Below are 16,264 nucleotides of genomic sequence, written 5' to 3'. Positions count from 1 at the left end.
AGAGGAATGTAGGGTCTTTATTCACCATTATAAAAGATGTCAAATCGGTTCTATAGAATCCAAGTTCTGAATGCATGCAGCCACTGATACACAAAAGGTAACCTTAGCCACTATTTTTTTGTCAGATAAATTTATCAAGTTCGGCTCGGAAGTCAGCAGAGAATATGGCAGATTCCAATCCCTTCGCTGATTTAATTTGGTGAATATCTAGTTTTGTACAGTTGGAGAGGTTAGCTCCGCTGAGATCGGCATTGCTAAGGTCGGCATTGCTAAGATTGGCATTGCTGAGGTCGGCATTACTGAGGTTCGCTCCAATCAGTTTGGCAAAGCTGAGTTTGACCCCATTGAGATTGGCACTGCTGAGATTGGCACTACTGAGATTGGCAACCCCAAGATTAGCTCCGTTGAGATTGGTTCCGCTGAGGTCGGCATTGTTGAGGTTGGCTCCAATCAGTTTGGCAAAGCTGAGGTCGGCATCGATGAGGTTGGCTCCAATCAGTTTGGCGAAGCTGAGGTCGGCATCGATGAGGTTGGCATCGATGAGGTTGGCACGACGGAGGTCAGCACGGCGGAGGTTAGCCTTTTCCCAACGAGAAAATGAGAGATCTAAATCTAAGTGAATTAAAAGCCCCGAATCGCCCAAAAAGGATAGAACACTGGCTTTACGCGGCATATCTTGGTCGAACGCTCGGAGCAGCGACATCGTTTTAGCTTTCACAACATCCAAGGCAGCATCAGCATCAATCTTTTTCATGTCACCCACTGCGATCGCCTCAGTTACTGCATTAGATTCTTCGTTCTTCGATTTTTTATTTACATCGGGCAAAAGCTTTTTTAATTGTTTATCCACCAGAAGTACTGACAACTGATCGAAGTAAGATTGCAACGCTTGTTCCCGTTGTTGATCTACATCGCGCCTTTTATCTGACTCCTCTTTATCTCGTTTTGCTTTTTCCTGTGAGGATTGAAACAGGAAGCCTAAACTAGCTAACGTAGCAGGAGCCAATAACAAACTCATCCAATCCCAAAGCGTCTTTGATGATTGTAGCCGTTCTGTCGTCTTTGTCGTCTTTGTCGTTTGCTTGTTGCTGGGGATTTCAGTTGCCGTTTCTGTCACTGTTAAAACATCTCGATCGTAGCTTTCGCCAAAACCAGTCCAATCATACGCCTTCATGGGTAGCTGAAAAGGGTTACCATCAACCTCAAAAAGAAGAAAGCGTCCAGCAACAATAACAACCACAATAACAACAATCCAGATCCAGTTCCCTAACAAGCGTCTTTGCTTAGGCGACGGCTCATGGGTCGTAGATATTTTTAAATTAGCCTTTTTTAGAGATGGGAGCAGAGAAAATATAGACATTAAGGTGTCACGCTCATAAGTCGCCATTTAGTTTAACAATTCTCGCATGCCCCCCATTAAACTAAATTACATGACGTGGCATCAATCCTGATGAAATCAAAGATTCGTCGTGCTACCGAAGTTTTCCTAGTTCAATCCACTAACTCTAATAACTGTAAAATTCTCCCCGGCTGTGCCCAGTTGCAGGTTCCTTCCATTTGTTGGCTGCGCAGATAGCGCTCGACAATCGGAGCATTGAGTTGTTGAACCAAGTGTTCGCCAAGCGATCGCTCTGGCATGGGCATATAGGCGTGCAAAGCTTGATTTCCCTGCCAATGCCCTTCAAACAATTGCGCTTTAAACTGCTTTTGTCCGTAGGCTTGCCAACAGACCTTGTAGGGCATAAATGTATAAATTCCCACACCCAAAAGTGCATACCAATATCCCTTTTTAATCCAATTTTGAATTAAAGTTCCCTTGCGATTTTGCAATGCGGTTTGATGGGCTAAAAGATATTGCCAAAGCTGAGGATGGTGTTCTAATTGAGCGTGACTGAGGGGCTTACCGTTCGTAATATCGTATGGAATCAGAATATATCGCTGCGGAATTGGTTGGGCTTGATCGAAGTTCGCTTTTGCCACTAAGGGAAACAGAAACTGACTGGGCAAAATTAAATTTTGAAACTGCCGATTGCTGACTCGAACCAATGTCTCGCTGATATTTTGGCAATCCTCAAATACAAACAGATCTTTTGCACCGCAGGAATTGATGCCTTGTCGTGGTTTGCTCGTGCGATCGACAGGGATTTTATGTAGATTTTCTAACTCCTGCAGTTCTTGTAGATTGCTAGAAATGCTTAATGGGGCATCGGATTTGAATAGCGATCGCGCATAGCATTTCTGCCATTCAAAGGCTGGATTCTGTGAATTTTTGCCCGAATTGCTTAACTGAAAATATGGGATTGGGAAAGTCTGTTGGCGATCGCGTTGAAAACAAACCAAGCCATATCTCGTCCGAATCTTTTCAAAAATTGCTTCATATTTAAAATCATCTTTAAAGTCATAGATTTCCCGCACTTCAAAGCGTAAATTCTTATTGCCATAGGCTCGAAAACCCTGACCTGCTCCATCATTCAAGAAAACGGACAAGGGCATAAAGAAATAGGCTAATCCATTTATTCGCAGGTGATGTTGTAGGGTTTTGATGATAATCAAGCTCGACAGATCGATTCTGCTACTACCTAGCAACAGATCCTTGGGATTATGAACCAACCCATATTCATGAAAAAGTGGCTTAATTAATTCCTTATATGCGGTGGGGAGATTGGCGAAGTTTTGCCAAGGCGGGTTGCCCACGACAATATCAACGGTTAAGGCGCGATCGAAAAACAGAATATCCCGATTAAAAAAGTTAGATAGGGGGAAATTGATGTCATATTGCGATCGCATCCGAGATAAGAAGCTCTCGATAAATTCCGCATTCTTTTCATTCGCATAGAGCCGATCGAGCATGGTACTTGAGATCGAAATACCTTGAGAAACTGCTAAATTAATTAAGCATTCTAAAAAGATGCCCTCCCCTGCGGTGGGGTCAAAAATCGTTGCTCCTTCTAACCAGCGATCGAGAATGGCATACTTCTCTAGCACCCATGTTGCCCATTTGAATGGGGTGAAAACCGCTCCAACGAGTTGGTTTTCAGTTTGGGGTTCGGTTTGATTTTCTGGATTGCTCAAAGGCGAATTAGAACGCAAAGTAGATATGGGTTGGGAAGTTGAGTCGTAAAGTAATTGTTACAGGTATTGGTCTTGTTACAGCAATTGGGCAAGATAAAGCCACAACTTGGGAAAACTTGCTACAAGGTAAGTCGGGAATCGAGCGATCGCCAATTCCCGATCGAATCCGCGCTCGAACAAATTCTAAGCGCGAACAGTCAGGCTGTTTAGAAATTCCTGCGGCTTGGGTAGATCGCAAAATTTCAGCAGAGCCAAGAGCCCAGAGGTTTATGCGGCAAGCGGTTAAAGAAGCGATCGCCGATGCGGGTCTGGATTTGCCATTACCCAATTGTGGCGTTGCGATCGGTTCCAGTCGAGGCTGTCAACGAGAGTTAGAGCAATTTAATCAATTTCTCAAGGGAAATTGGCAAGGCGAGCCGCCACCTTGGGATTCGTTCCTGAACCTATTACCTAGCGCGATTTCCGCCGCGATCGCCTCTGACCTAAAAACGGAGTCGGCTGTGCTGGCTCCCATGGCAGCTTGTGCCACGGCTAACTGGGCGATCGCGCAGGCTTACGAACTGATTCAAACGGGGCAATGTGACATGGCGATCGCGGGCACTACCGATGCCGCAATTACGGAGCTAAGTATTGCAGGATTTCAGCAATTGGGCGTGTTAGCCAAAACGGGAGCCTATCCCTTTAGTATCGAGCGAGAAGGACTGGTTTTAGGGGAAGGAGCGGCTGCACTGGTACTGGAATCTAGCGAATCTGCGCTCAAGAGAGGATCTAGGCATTGCTACGGGCAAATTTTAGGCTTTGGTCTTACCAATGATGCTTGTCATCCCACCAGCCCCAGTGACGATTACCAAGCAGCAACGCAAGCCGTGCAGTCCTGTCTACAAAGGGCGGGGCTCTCTCCTCAAGATGTTGGCTATATCAATGCCCATGGTACGGCGACAAAACTCAATGATGCCCATGAAGCCGAACTGATCGGACGTATATTCTCCGATTCAACCTACGTCAGCGGCACAAAAGGCGCAACGGGTCATGCCCTAGGGGCAACAGGGATGATGGAGGCTGCGTTTTGCCTGTTGGCATTGCGCGATCGCTTGTTACCCCCTTGTGTGGGACTACAAACTCCTGCCTTTGATTTGAATTTAATCGCATCACCCAAAGAATCGCCGCTAGAAACCACTTTAAGTTTTAGTTTTGGCTTTGGCGGTCAAAATGCCGTTGTAGCGTTTGGCAGATCTTAAGGAAATTTCTTAAAAAAATATCCCCAAAACGTTGGCTGAGCGTAGTCGAACGTTTTGGGGTTAATTGGGGATGTGCGGCTAAATGAGGTCACTCTTCTTTGGGAGAAGAATTAAAGAGAATAGCCCACTTACGACTGGTTTTGGAACCAGTAATAGGTAACCATAGGGATGATCGTAGCGGCAATTAAGAGAACGATCACAAGCACGGTAGAGCCACCAATATCAGTGTCTTCAGCTTTAGTATAATTACTGGTTTCGCCTTTTTCCTCAACGATCGCAGGAGGTCCTGGATCGGGCTTACCCGCGAGAATGAGAGCGAGACGATTGGTTCCATCGGCGACAGCTTGGTTATAGTTTGCCTTTTGAGTGGGAACGAACATGGTTTCCAGTGCCACACTCTTAGCTTGCTCTTCGTTTAGTAGGGTTTTAACCTTATCTCCGATTTGAAAAGCCGTCCGATGATCCTCTGTGGCAATCAGGAGTAGGGCTTGGTTGGCTTTATCGGCAGCCGTAGGAAACCACTTGTCAAACAACTCTGTTGTAAACTGCGCCACAGGTTGACCAAAATCAATGCGATCTACGGTTACAAACCTGACTTGCAGTCCTGTATCTTTTGCCAAATCTTTAAGCTGGTTAGTCGCAGCCGCCTCAGTGCTGGCACTCAACACGCCTGCACCATCGATCACCCAAGTTTGACCGTTCTTGGTCTCAATCTCCGCTAAACTTGGGATGTCATAGACTTCAAGCGCGATCGCAGCCCCTGCAAACACATGACAGGTAGCAAATAGAACTAAACCGACGAGGATCAGGCGTTCGATCGCTTGTTTGGTTAGTTGTGTGAGATGCTTTAACATTTCTAAACTCTCGACGACATACTCGGCATTGTTTTAAGATGACATTCTAGCAACCACAGGATAGCGATCGATATATCCCGTAACAAAACCTCGTAACACCCCTAACAAAGCTTGGATGCATGCTTACATCTCAGAGTTACTCCCCGTCTGGACAACTTACCAAGTCACAGGTTAAGCAATGGTATCAGCAATGTCGCCAAGCCACCCTGTCGTTATTTGAGGGCATCGATCGCACCACATTCTGTCGGCAAGCACATTCTGATTTTAGTCCGATCGGCTGGCATCTAGGACATATAGGCTTTACCGAGTCCGTTTGGCTTCTCCATCGTACCGCAGGGTTACCAGCTATTGAGCCACCTCACTATCTGCGTTTGTTTGCCGCTGATGGTCTTCCTAAAGTGGAACGAGATAATTTGCCCACGTTTGAACAGATTTGCGATTATCTCAACTGCGTGCGCGATCGCGTTTTTCGCTATTTAGAAGACGTTTCACCCGAACAATTTCAGCAACAACAGCGACTCTGGTACTGGTTGCTCCAACACGAAAGCCAACATGCCGAAACGATTACGATAGTTTTACATCTTCACAATTTATCAGCCCAATTATCAGCCCCAAATTTATTAACAGAAAAGCCACGATTCCCAAAATTGAGATTCAGGAATTCTTCATTCTGCAATCAAGATATTCCCAACCTAAATGACGCGATCGAGATTCCCGCAGGTTCCTTTCAGCAGGGCTACGGGGGATTAGCTGCCTTAGATAATGAATCTCCGCCCCATTCCGTTTATCTGGATACATATTCGATCGATCGCTATCCCATCACCCGCGCTCAATATGGGGAATTCATCCAATCTGGAGGTTATCAACAGTCACAATGGTGGTCAGAGGCAGGTTGGCAGTGGTTACAAACAAGTCTGGTGCAAGGCGAAAAGATTGCCCATCCTCTCTATTGGAATGCTTGGCAAGACAGTGGCGATTCTGACCCAGTTTGTGGCATTAGCTGGTATGAAGCGGATGCCTATGCCAGATCTGTCGGAAAACGCTTGCCAACCGAAGCGGAGTGGGAAAAAGCTACGGTCTATTTGAATTTGAATGCAGAGCGTGACTACCCCATGCTCGGCAATGTCTGGGAATGGACTTCTACCCTGTTTTACCCATATCCCCACTTTATGCCCTTTCCCTATGCAGGTTACTCTAGCGCCTATTTTGACGATCGGCATTTTGTACTCAGAGGGGGCAGTTGGGCTACACAACCTTGGGCATTACGTCCGACCTTTCGCAATTGGTATCATCCTCATGTTCGCCAAATCTTTGCAGGCTTGCGATGCGTGCAAAATCTCTCCTAGTGCGTATGACGCAACCCTGAGCGAAATGCTATCAATTTTTTTAGTGGGGGAATACTAAGTTCTTAGATACGGCAGACATATGCCGAGCCAAATTAAACAGGGAGCATATCCCCTGTTTTGTCATTTTTAAGGCGCTTATGTTAAAAAAACAAGAAGTTATTGCAGTGAACCCCAATCAACCGATGGGGCAAATAGGGAATTTGACAGATCTGATGCGATCGCTGCAAACGCCTACAGGCGTATCGTTACTAGTGATTCTTCTGTTTGGAGCGATCGGTGCCAGTATATTCGGCTACTTTAAATTTCGTCACGTTGACGAGCAACGGAAGCTAGAAAAGCTAAAAAACAGCGAACTCGTTCGCAAACTCAAATTTGCGCTCCACACTCTCTCCGAACAAGAACGCAATCCCGACCTCATCCATTCCAGAGAGTTTAATCTCGATTACTTGAGTATGCGTATGGATGAAGAAGAATTTCGAGACACGATCATGGCTCAGATCAAACTCTATCTTCGTCAGAGAGTAGTGCCTATAATCATGCCCCTTAAGCACAAAGAGAGAGATAGAGTAGGCAGTCGCAAGGTTGATGTGACGTTTGATGTCCATTACATGCCCGATCACCACGACAATTCCCAAGCAAGAGTGTTATTTCGCATCCAAATCAAGCTGGCAAAACTGCCAACCCAAAGCGCTCAAAGCAGCATCAATGATATTGCGATCGCCCTAGAGAACTTTATGATTGCCACCGAAAGTACGAGGAATTGGCAACCCACAATCCAAGGCAAACTTGCCTTAATCAGTTGGGATCAAAAAGCAAAACCCACGCCTCTATTGGTGATCGAACAAACGAACGAAGGTTCCAATGTCAGCTTTCGCACCCGTAAAATCTTTGCAAAACGCTAATTTTATAAAAGATCGTGGGGTAAGCGAAGGCTAAATTGAAGGGTAAGCAATGGTCAGCGAGCAAAACCGAATTGAGTCAAACCCCGTTAATAAGTAATTTCTAAAGTCACTGAAGCTTGGACATTTTGCACTCCGCCCACAACCGAAGTAGCGTTGTTGTCTGCGGTAGAAAGAGCTTGCTTAAATACTTGAGGAGTATAGGATTGCGCGTTACCAATCTGAATCGTACGGATCGATTGGGCTTTGAGATTTAGCGAACTTAGAACTGCATCCGCCTGAGCTTGAGCGTCCTTAACTGCATCCTGAAGCGCCCCATTACGCGCGACTCTCACTGCCTCATCTGGTGCAAGAAAACTAATTTGGTCGATACGATTTGCCCCTGCCGCCACGATCGCATCAAGCGTCGCACCCGAACGTTCAATGGATGTCACAAAGCTAATACTATTCTGCCCAGTAAATCCATCCTGCCGCTGACGATTATTCTCATAGACATACTTGGGACTCAGGCTAATGCCTGTAGTTTGTAGCTTGTCAACTTGAAGTTCTTTGAGCGTCGCGATCACGCGATTGGTTTTTCGGGCAATTTCTGCTTGGACTTCTTCAGCGGTTTTGCCTTCTACGGCTACCGCAACCTGCACTCTTGCTGTGGTGGTAGGCACATAGCGTTCGCCCTGTCCTGTCACAGTTAACACGCGACTTTGTTTGACTTCTTGAGCTGAGACTGAGGGAATAAATGTCGCGATCGGCGTAGCCAGAATAAATACCGTGGAGAGCAGTGTTGTGGCTTGTAATGCTTTGATAGTCCTAGAAAGGCTGATTTTAGACATGATGTTTAATATGTTCCTAAATCCTTTAACAATTTGTAGATTAACGCAGGTTAGCTCAGTGGCAAGCTTGGTTACTAATATAGCAACAGAAATTTTTTAGGTTCCTGAACTTAGGTTCCTGAACTTAGGTTCCTGCACTTAGGATCTCAACCTGAATAGCCTAATAAATTCTTCGGAATGACGCGCTGTAGTCCAGAGCAACAGATCCTATATAAAATTCAATTTACTCAATTTGCCATCCTGAGAATTTCAACCATTACTATCTCTAGAATTCGCTTTCACTAGGGTTAGACTATATTAGATAGCTTCACCATAATGGATTTGGATAGGAATTTAGCAGTCATGACTCAAACCTCACCTGTTGTGACCGATTTACCCGAAACGACTTACACGGACAACCCAGGATTTTTTTCTGCTGAGTTTCGTCAAGAAACCCTTGCCCTGACTAAACGTTGGTTTATTCAACTGCGCCGCCGCCCTACAACCCTAATTGCAGGCGTGTTGCAGCCGCTGATGTGGTTGGCTTTATTTGGGGCGTTGTTTCGCTATGCCCCCGAAGGCATGTTTGGCGAGGGACAAACCTACATCCAGTTTTTAGCCGCTGGAATTATTGTGTTTACGGCATTTAGTGGTGCACTTAACTCTGGCTTACCGCTGCTATTTGATCGCGAGTTTGGTTTCCTAAACCGCATCTTGGTTGCACCTTTGGCATCCCGCTATTCCATTGTGTTTGCCTCTGCCATCTTTATTATTTCTCTCAGCGTGGTTCAGACCATAGCGATCGTCGCGGTTAGCAACTTTATGGGCGCAGGGCTACCAACCCTCGCAGGCTTGGGCGTAATGTCATTGGCAATTATTTTGCTTGTGGTGGGCTTTACCATGTTGAGCTTGGGGTTAGCCTTTGCCATGCCGGGTCACCAAGAGCTGCTGGCATTTATCTTTTTAGTGAATCTACCGCTGATTTTTTCTAGCACCGCTTTAGCTCCCTTGGCATTTATGCCCACTTGGTTGCAATGGGTAGCGAGTTTAAATCCGCTCTCGTTTGCGATCGAGCCGATTCGCTATGTTTACAGCCATAGCAGTTGGGCTTGGGATAGTGTAATTTTGACTGCCCCTTGGGGAAATGTTACCTTACTAGGCTCTTTACTGGAATTAACCGCCTTTGCGATCGCGGTCGGCTTAGCAATTCGGGGGATCTTGCGTCGAGGCGTAGCATGAATGTGGAAGTAGGGGTAAGTGCTTTTACAGATAACTGGGCCTATCTAAAAGCTGAATTGGCTTGGTTAGATCGGGTACTGATGCGCGCGATCGCCAAGCAACGAATTACGGGGCAAGAGATCGATCGCGTGGCGCGATCGGCAACGGACAAGGCAACCAGCCATTGGTGGAAAGGGTTTATTAATCTCGATCCTACCTTGGGCGGCAGGCAGGTTAAGCAGGATCTTTCCTTGCAAATGCCCCATGCTCTGGGGCGTTATGGCGATCGCCTTGCCAAAAGCTTTGACCAAGGCATTCCTTTAGGCATTCCTACCCTATGCAAGCATTTAGATCTCAGCAAGTTTGAGCGCGATTTGCTGGTACTCTGCCTCGCGCCTGAGATCAGCCGCCGCTACGAAAAGCTCTACGCCGTTCTAAACAACGACGAAGAAAACTGCAGCCAACCCACTGTAGATTTAGCGTTACGCCTATTTTGTCACTCCGATGCCGAGTGGCGAGTTGCCAGAAATACGCTAATGCCCAAAGCCCCCTTAATCAAGCATAAACTGCTGGAAATTTATCAAGGTAAAGGCTCAGCGCGATCGCTTTTAGCCCGCAATCTCTGCCTTCCAGACAAGGTAGCCACCTATTTGCTCGGTGAAGATCAGGCGATCGAAACCATTTTACCCAAACGCAGACCCAGACGGACTAGTAAGGCAGCAAGCCCTCCTGTCGAGCGTGAGTTGCTGGTTACTGGTAATGGGATGCTTTCTGGAAGCGATCGCGCCGAAAACCCTATCTAGAAATTTTCTATAGAGTTGTATGTTTATGATAAGATTTAAAACCTTGGCTATGATAGATTTATAGCTGTTAGGCAGCATAGCTCAGTTGGTTAGAGCGACGGTCTCATAATCCGTAGGTCCCGTGTTCAAATCACGGTGCTGCTATAGGTTCCAGAAACTTTCAATATCGACGGTGACCGAAATAGTGACCGTTTTTTGGCTTTGTCGTGATTGTTTAACGCCTTTCTGGTGGTTTGTCCCAATACAGCAATTCTCATTATGAAGGCTAGCTAGTCAAAGCCTAGATATGAGGTTATTGTTATTGACATTAGAATTGAGGCAATTATAGCAATCGCCAAGATCCTTAAGACGTAGACTAGAGATTAACTCAACTAGCGACTCAGACAGAACTCATGCCGAAACCCTACATCAACGACTTTCGCCAAAAAGTCATTGATGCGATCAAACTAGACGGACGCAAAAAGTGCGAGGTGAGTGAAATCTTTAATATCGGACGCAACACCATAGACCTATGGCTCAAACGTAAAGCCGAAACAGGGGACATCAAGCCCAAACCGAATAAACCACCAGGAAATAATCACAGAATCACGGACTAGGATAAGTTTCGCGAATTTGCAAGTAAACATGGCGATAAGACCCAAGAGCAGATGGCTGAATTATGGGAAGGTGAAATCAGTGCCCGCACAATTTCGCGTGCTTTGCGAAAAATAGGGTTTACCCGTAAAAAAAACTTATGGATACCAAGAACGGGATGAAACAAAACGTCAAGCATTTTTGGAGTGCCCCTATAGCCCCTAACAACATCGTTTATGCAGACGAAGCAGGCATAGATAACCGAGATGATTATGCCTATGGTTGGAATAAGCAAGGGGAAAGGTTTCATGCCCTCAAATCAGGGAGGCGAGAAGGACAAGTCAATAGGATTGCCACTTATTGCAATCATCAGTTAATCGCTCCTTTTACTATTGAAGGCGCTTGTAATCGAACCATCTTTGAAACTTGGATTGAAACCTGCTTGATTTCCACTCTGGTAATCGGGCAACGGTTGGTCATTGACAATGCCACTTTTCACAAAGGTGGGCGGATTGAACAGTTAATCGAGCAGGCGGGTTGCAAGGTGTTGTATTTGCCTCCTTATTCTCCTGACTTGAATAAGATTGAGAAATGCTGGTCGTGGCTCAAAAGTCGCATTCGTCACTGTCTCGGTGAGTTTGATTCTTTACGTGATGCCATGGAAAATATCTTAAAGATGGAGTCCTGACAGTTGTGGCGATTGCTCTGCTATAGCGATCGCTACAAACAAGAACAAATTTCGATAAAAGCGTTGGGAAAATGGCATAGCAATTGAGAGTGGTGAGTTGCTGTTTGGTTTCCTTAATCAACCAAACTTACAAGATCGGCGATCGCACTGCAAAACTTGTTACGAATAAGACGTAGACTAGAGGAATAGTCAAGGTTCTGAGCGTTAACATGAGAAGCTTGAAAGTAAACCAGTGATGGCATCATGAAACTTTTCTCTGTGAAATCGCGCATTTCGCGAATTGTTTTGGCGTTTCTCTTAGGGCTATTCCTTACACAGATTTTGTTTGAAATCATGCCTGTTCCACCAGCGGAAGCCATCTGTACACAACCTAAAAATATCGGAGATGGCTGGAACGTCTCAACTCCAGAGTTATCGGGATTTGACGCTCCAGCACTGTGCCAAATCCTCACAAAGGCGGGTTCGGGTCGGGCGAATATTCATAGTGTGATTGTGGAGCGTCACGGGCGTTTAGTTGCAGAGTTTTATCGGCAGGGAAAAGATCGTTCTATCAACATATTATTTGGGCTTTGGCGTCCTTTTTCTACCCGTACCCAGTTTAGTCCGACCACCTTGCACGATATGCGATCGATTAGCAAAAGCATCGTTGGTTTACTAGTCGGTATTGCCCAACAGAAAGGTAGAATTGGTTCTCTCTCAACGCCCATACTTCAGTTCTATCCCGAAAATTCGGACTTGCGATCGCCAGAAAAGGATGCCGTTACCCTAGAACACTTGCTAACGATGAGTAGTGGCTTACAATGGAACGAGGGAGCATTACCTAACGATGAAACGCGACTCTTTTGGGAGGCAACGCCATCACGTTATCTTTTTAATCATTCAGTAATTGCAAAACCCAGTCAGGTATTTAATTACAATTCGGGCGGGACAATGGTATTGTCTGATATTTTGACTCGCACAAGTGGCAAATCCTTAAAGGAACTGGTCAAAGCTGAATTGTTCAATCCACTTGAGATTGCGGATTGGGAATGGGTATCAAATCTTCACGGTCGAGAACTTGCCTTTACAGGTTTGCGGATGCGTCCTCGCGATCTGGTTAAAATTGGTCGGATGATGCTCGATCGCGGACGATGGCGCGATCGGCAAGTGGTTCCAGAAGCTTGGGTCGCCGCGTCGTTAAGTCCACAAATCTCAACTGGATTCAAAAGTCCTCCCACTGCCTCAGATGACCTGAAGTATAGCTATCAATGGTGGGGCGGTAACGTCAACTGGCATGGAAAGTCCTTGAGATGGAGTGCTGGTTTTGGGAACGGAGGGCAGCGACTTTTTATCGTACCTGACTTGGACTTAGCGATCGCAACCACGGCGGGAGACTATGAATCGAGGGAGATCGTCCATATCGTAAATGTGCTATTTGAAGATATCGTGTCATCGGTCAGCCTTTTAGACTGATGAATGCAGTTTTTGCTACGTTATTATTGAGTCAACTTACTGCTTTTGATAGAACGATGCGCTTTTATAGCCATCCGTCGCGAACTAGTAATCTAGCAATAGAGGGGAGAGTTGACCCTGTGCCGACATGACGAAAACCTGCGGTACAATATGCTCATGGAAATAGGTAGACAAATGTATGTAATCCAAATGGGAAGGTTCAAATGGGTCTTGAAATAAGAGTTTTTGATCTTGCTAATCGACTGTATGATGATGAGACTGAGCCTGAAGAAATCGAAGAAATCAAAGAGAGATTCGATCAACTCAATGAGTTTCTTCGGAGTAGAGGTTTGCCTGAGCATATTGAGCCAGAAAAACTTCCTGATAATTTGATTTACAGAGGAGAGCTTACTGGTTTCCATTACTCATCTACCCACTTTCTTCGGCGTGCTTATGCCTATCAGCAACTCGGCTTGCCATTGATACCATTCACTAACAAATCTGATGATGCAAAAAGATTACCTCACCTGTGATGACAGCATGGAAACTCACAACGGGTTGGTGAATTAGAGATATTGAATTTAGACAGGTACTACGGGTGCTTCTACATTTCCCAAGGACTCAAGGACTAACTCCGCCAAGTCATTGATAAATATGGGATGGCTATTGAGTGCGGGGACGCGATCGAAATTATGAATGCCGACGGACTCAGCGACTTCGCGATACTCGATGTCGATTTCTTGCAGGGTTTCGATATGTTCGGAGACAAAGCTAATGGGAACGACCAATAGATTTTTGATGCCACGCTTGGCTAACTGTCCGATCGCTTGTTCCGTATAAGGCTTTAACCACTCTACAGGACCAACGCGACTTTGATAGGCAAGGGTATGGGCATTATAGCGATGGTGATCGCGCCGAATTGCCTGCATCAGTAGATCGACACAGTTCTCCATTTCAACTTGATAGGGATCGCCATACTCCGTGACATATTTCACAGGTACACCGTGGGCGCTAAAAAAGATATGAACGAGATCGGGTTCCTCAAAGGACTGAATCTTGGTATTGATCAGGTCGATCATGGCTTTGATATACCCTGGGCGATCGTACCAAGAGCGAATCGTGATGCGCTCGATATGTTTTAGTTCGGGATCGGCTTCCCAGAGTTGATCGATCGCTTTGATACTAGAGCCACTGGTACTGATCGAAAACTGGGGATAGAGCGGTAAGATCACGAGTTTGGTAATGCAATCTCGTTTGATTTGCGCGATCGCCTCTTCTGTATAGGGATGCCAATAGCGCATACCGACATAGACCTTGGCATTTAAACCATTGCGTTGCAAAACATTCTCAATATTTTCGGCTTGCTCTTCGGTAATTTGTCTGAGGGGAGAGCCACCGCCAATCATGGCATAGTTTTCTTGTGATATGGGCGCACGGCTGGCTGCAATCAAAGACGCGATCGGCTTTTGCAAAAATCGGAGGGGAATGCGGATTAAGTCTGGATCGGAAAATAGGTTATAGAGGAAAAGATAGACATCTTCCAGCTTTTCTGGTCCCCCTAAATTTAGCAATAAGACACCAACGCGACCATCCATATCATAACTTCCTAAAAATATAAATTTTTTAATAAAAACGGTTTATAACTAAGTTAATAATAACTTAATATTTATTTACAGCTGAGTATTTTTTTTAAACGAACTTTGTGCATTCATTCGCACTTTTATCGATCTAGATCGCGATCCGATCGCTCGACTAACCAACGTTTAACGCAAATTTCTAGTTGTTCGATATCAAGAGGTTTTGTCAAGTAATCATCACAACCTGCGGCGATCGCAGTTTCTTTATCGCCTTTCATAGCATGGGCAGTCACAGCCACAATCGGAATTGCCGCCGTGCGTTGGTCAGCTTTAAGCCGACGCGCCACCTCCCAGCCATCTACCTTGGGTAATGACAAATCTAACAAAATCAGATCGGGTAATTGCTCAGCCAGCCATGCCAAAGCCGATACACCATCCTGTACGCAGTTAACTGCATAACCAGAATCCTGAAATACCTGTTCGATCAGAACTTGATTGTCAGGGGCATCCTCTACAACTAAGATCAGGGGCTTGGCACTAGGTGCGGGCATAGGCACTGATCGGTTCCTTAATAAATTTAATATAGAAATGTTTAAAGGTCGATCGCACCACACGCGGCAACCCAAAATCAATGGGCATGAGTTCTGTGGGTAGTTTCCAATCTTGAATTTTTAGAGCGGCGATCGCGTCTCCCACCACTTCTACGTCACTGAGATCTTTATATATACCTAGCGCGATCGCTTCTGCTACGGTCGGGACTTCTTGAGGATTTACGCCCAAAATATCAATGATTACCCGATCTAAAGCAAATACATCGCGAGAAGCAGCTAAAACGCCTAGATCCCTCGGTTCCCCAGCACTAGGTCCATTGCCCTCATGCCCAATAATGCCATCAAGGATAGTTAACTGCGGGTTAATGGTTTGGGCAGTCTCGATCAACATGCGCGCAAACCGATGCACGTCCTTGCCCGCCTCCATATGCCACCATGCCTTCATCTTGCCAGGAACGCAGCCGAATAGGTTCTTAACACCCATCGTCACCGTGAGTTGCATGTGGGATTTTACCTTAGGCAGATTGATCACGACATCTGCACCCATGGCTTCTTTGCTGAGGCGTAAATGCTCTAGTTCCCCACCCGTCGCAAAACGTTGTCCGTGAAACTCAACGATCGGCAGATCTAGCTCTTTCACCATTTCTAAGAGTCCATTTGCTCTTGCGACGCCCTTTGCACTGCCAAAAGCGGGGCTGTCACCTAAAAAAGGCTTGCCACCAGCGGCTTTTACCAGCTTGGCAACGCAATAGATCAATTCTGGTCGAGTCGTACATTCTTTTGTTGGTCTTGCCCCTGTGAGCAAATTGGGCTTTAGTAAGACGCGATCGCCTGCTTTTACAATCGCAGACATGCCACCAAGTGGTGCTAAGACTTGCTCTAAAGCAGTCATGAGGGATTCGCGTTCGTAGCTGGTGGTATGGAGCAGACTGACAGTAGGTTTCATCAACTTCTATCTATAAAAGATATTGAAATGGGTCTATAAGGCTGAAGCTAGTCAAAATATACTTTAGTCTATTTATTCATCGAGTGGATCGGAGAAAATCAAGCAGCGATCGCGAGGCGCATTCACAACTGTCTTCGGTGTATCTTCAGATCGATTAAAATTAAGGAGAAACCACAAGCAAGCAAAGCTACTAAGCTGACCTGGCATAAGGGCACCTCTAAAAATCAGTCAGAGACGAAAAACGAAAATAAAAAGAGAG

15 protein-coding genes, 1 tRNA gene and 1 pseudogene are annotated in these 16,264 nt (G+C 45.8%); 9 read left to right on the top strand and 8 right to left on the bottom strand.

The features are described 5' to 3' along the window. Positions 1-121 precede the first annotated feature (121 nt). Both V2H45_RS21205 and V2H45_RS21200 read right to left on the bottom strand, forming a co-directional pair. Positions 122-1,387 (bottom strand): pentapeptide repeat-containing protein, encoded by a 1,266-nt coding sequence (locus V2H45_RS21205; RefSeq protein WP_330485682.1) that lies wholly within the window; start codon positions 1,385-1,387, stop codon positions 122-124. Positions 1,388-1,491: 104 nt separating this feature from the next. Beyond that, the gene (locus V2H45_RS21200; protein ID WP_330485681.1) at positions 1,492-3,072 is read right to left on the bottom strand and encodes a DNA methyltransferase family protein; all 1,581 of its coding nucleotides are present in this window, start codon (positions 3,070-3,072) and stop codon (positions 1,492-1,494) included. A gap of 38 nt (positions 3,073-3,110) precedes the next feature. On the opposite strand from V2H45_RS21200, the gene V2H45_RS21195 reads away from it, so the two are divergent. Further along, a complete protein-coding gene (locus V2H45_RS21195) occupies positions 3,111-4,310 on the top strand; it encodes a beta-ketoacyl-ACP synthase (RefSeq protein ID WP_330485680.1) in 1,200 nt (399 codons plus the stop codon). Positions 4,311-4,438: 128 nt separating this feature from the next. Here the strand turns inward: V2H45_RS21195 and psb32 are convergent, their stop codons facing one another. Further along, positions 4,439-5,164 (bottom strand): photosystem II repair protein Psb32, encoded by a 726-nt coding sequence (gene psb32 / locus V2H45_RS21190; RefSeq protein WP_330485679.1) that lies wholly within the window; start codon positions 5,162-5,164, stop codon positions 4,439-4,441. Between the two features lie 119 nt (positions 5,165-5,283). Here psb32 and V2H45_RS21185 point away from each other — a divergent pair, with 119 nt between their 5' ends. Continuing rightward, positions 5,284-6,510, top strand: coding sequence for an SUMF1/EgtB/PvdO family nonheme iron enzyme (locus V2H45_RS21185; protein ID WP_330485678.1), 1,227 nt, complete (start codon positions 5,284-5,286; stop codon positions 6,508-6,510). A gap of 137 nt (positions 6,511-6,647) precedes the next feature. Further along, entirely contained in the window at positions 6,648-7,412 is a 765-nt protein-coding gene (locus V2H45_RS21180) for a hypothetical protein (RefSeq protein ID WP_330485677.1), read from the top strand. An 86-nt stretch (positions 7,413-7,498) separates the two neighbouring features. Here the strand turns inward: V2H45_RS21180 and V2H45_RS21175 are convergent, their stop codons facing one another. Further along, positions 7,499-8,239 (bottom strand): SIMPL domain-containing protein, encoded by a 741-nt coding sequence (locus tag V2H45_RS21175; RefSeq protein ID WP_330485676.1) that lies wholly within the window; start codon positions 8,237-8,239, stop codon positions 7,499-7,501. Between the two features lie 342 nt (positions 8,240-8,581). Here V2H45_RS21175 and V2H45_RS21170 point away from each other — a divergent pair, with 342 nt between their 5' ends. The 4 genes and pseudogenes from V2H45_RS21170 to V2H45_RS21155 all read left to right on the top strand — a co-directional run bounded on the left by V2H45_RS21170 (position 8,582) and on the right by V2H45_RS21155 (position 11,500). Beyond that, entirely contained in the window at positions 8,582-9,457 is an 876-nt protein-coding gene (locus V2H45_RS21170) for an ABC transporter permease (protein WP_330485675.1), read from the top strand. Next, positions 9,454-10,239 (top strand): hypothetical protein, encoded by a 786-nt coding sequence (locus V2H45_RS21165; RefSeq protein WP_330485674.1) that lies wholly within the window; start codon positions 9,454-9,456, stop codon positions 10,237-10,239. Before V2H45_RS21170 ends, V2H45_RS21165 begins: the two co-directional genes overlap by 4 nt. A 70-nt stretch (positions 10,240-10,309) precedes the next feature. Beyond that, positions 10,310-10,383, top strand: a tRNA-Met gene (locus tag V2H45_RS21160). A gap of 248 nt (positions 10,384-10,631) precedes the next feature. Then, positions 10,632-11,500: pseudogene (locus tag V2H45_RS21155) on the top strand (IS630 family transposase). A 113-nt stretch (positions 11,501-11,613) separates the two neighbouring features. Here V2H45_RS21155 and V2H45_RS21150 read toward each other — a convergent pair. After that, positions 11,614-11,745 (bottom strand): hypothetical protein, encoded by a 132-nt coding sequence (locus V2H45_RS21150; protein ID WP_330485673.1) that lies wholly within the window; start codon positions 11,743-11,745, stop codon positions 11,614-11,616. On the opposite strand from V2H45_RS21150, the gene V2H45_RS21145 reads away from it, so the two are divergent. After that, a complete protein-coding gene (locus tag V2H45_RS21145; protein ID WP_330485672.1) occupies positions 11,744-12,952 on the top strand; it encodes a serine hydrolase domain-containing protein in 1,209 nt (402 codons plus the stop codon). The genes V2H45_RS21150 and V2H45_RS21145 overlap by 2 nt on opposite strands. Positions 12,953-13,155: 203 nt before the next feature. Then, positions 13,156-13,464: a hypothetical protein gene (locus tag V2H45_RS21140; protein ID WP_330485671.1), complete on the top strand. Its 309-nt coding sequence runs from the start codon at positions 13,156-13,158 to the stop codon at positions 13,462-13,464. Positions 13,465-13,512: 48 nt separating this feature from the next. Here the strand turns inward: V2H45_RS21140 and hemH are convergent, their stop codons facing one another. From hemH to V2H45_RS21125, 3 genes are all read right to left on the bottom strand, one after another. Further along, positions 13,513-14,526: a ferrochelatase gene (gene hemH, locus V2H45_RS21135; RefSeq protein WP_330485670.1), complete on the bottom strand. Its 1,014-nt coding sequence runs from the start codon at positions 14,524-14,526 to the stop codon at positions 13,513-13,515. A 125-nt stretch (positions 14,527-14,651) separates the two neighbouring features. Further along, on the bottom strand, positions 14,652-15,059 hold the full coding sequence (locus V2H45_RS21130) for a response regulator (protein WP_330485669.1): 408 nt from the start codon (positions 15,057-15,059) through the stop codon (positions 14,652-14,654). Beyond that, complete coding sequence (locus V2H45_RS21125) at positions 15,046-16,005, bottom strand: DUF362 domain-containing protein (RefSeq protein WP_330485668.1); 960 nt, start codon at positions 16,003-16,005, stop codon at positions 15,046-15,048. The genes V2H45_RS21130 and V2H45_RS21125 overlap by 14 nt, the downstream gene beginning before the upstream one ends. Positions 16,006-16,264 lie beyond the last annotated feature (259 nt).

It is taken from the genome of Tumidithrix elongata BACA0141 (assembly GCF_036349135.1).
Classification (GTDB): domain Bacteria; phylum Cyanobacteriota; class Cyanobacteriia; order Pseudanabaenales; family Pseudanabaenaceae; genus Tumidithrix; species Tumidithrix elongata.
The sequence above is the reverse complement of the archived record's forward strand: the minus strand, read 5'-3'. Positions and strand labels throughout refer to the sequence as shown.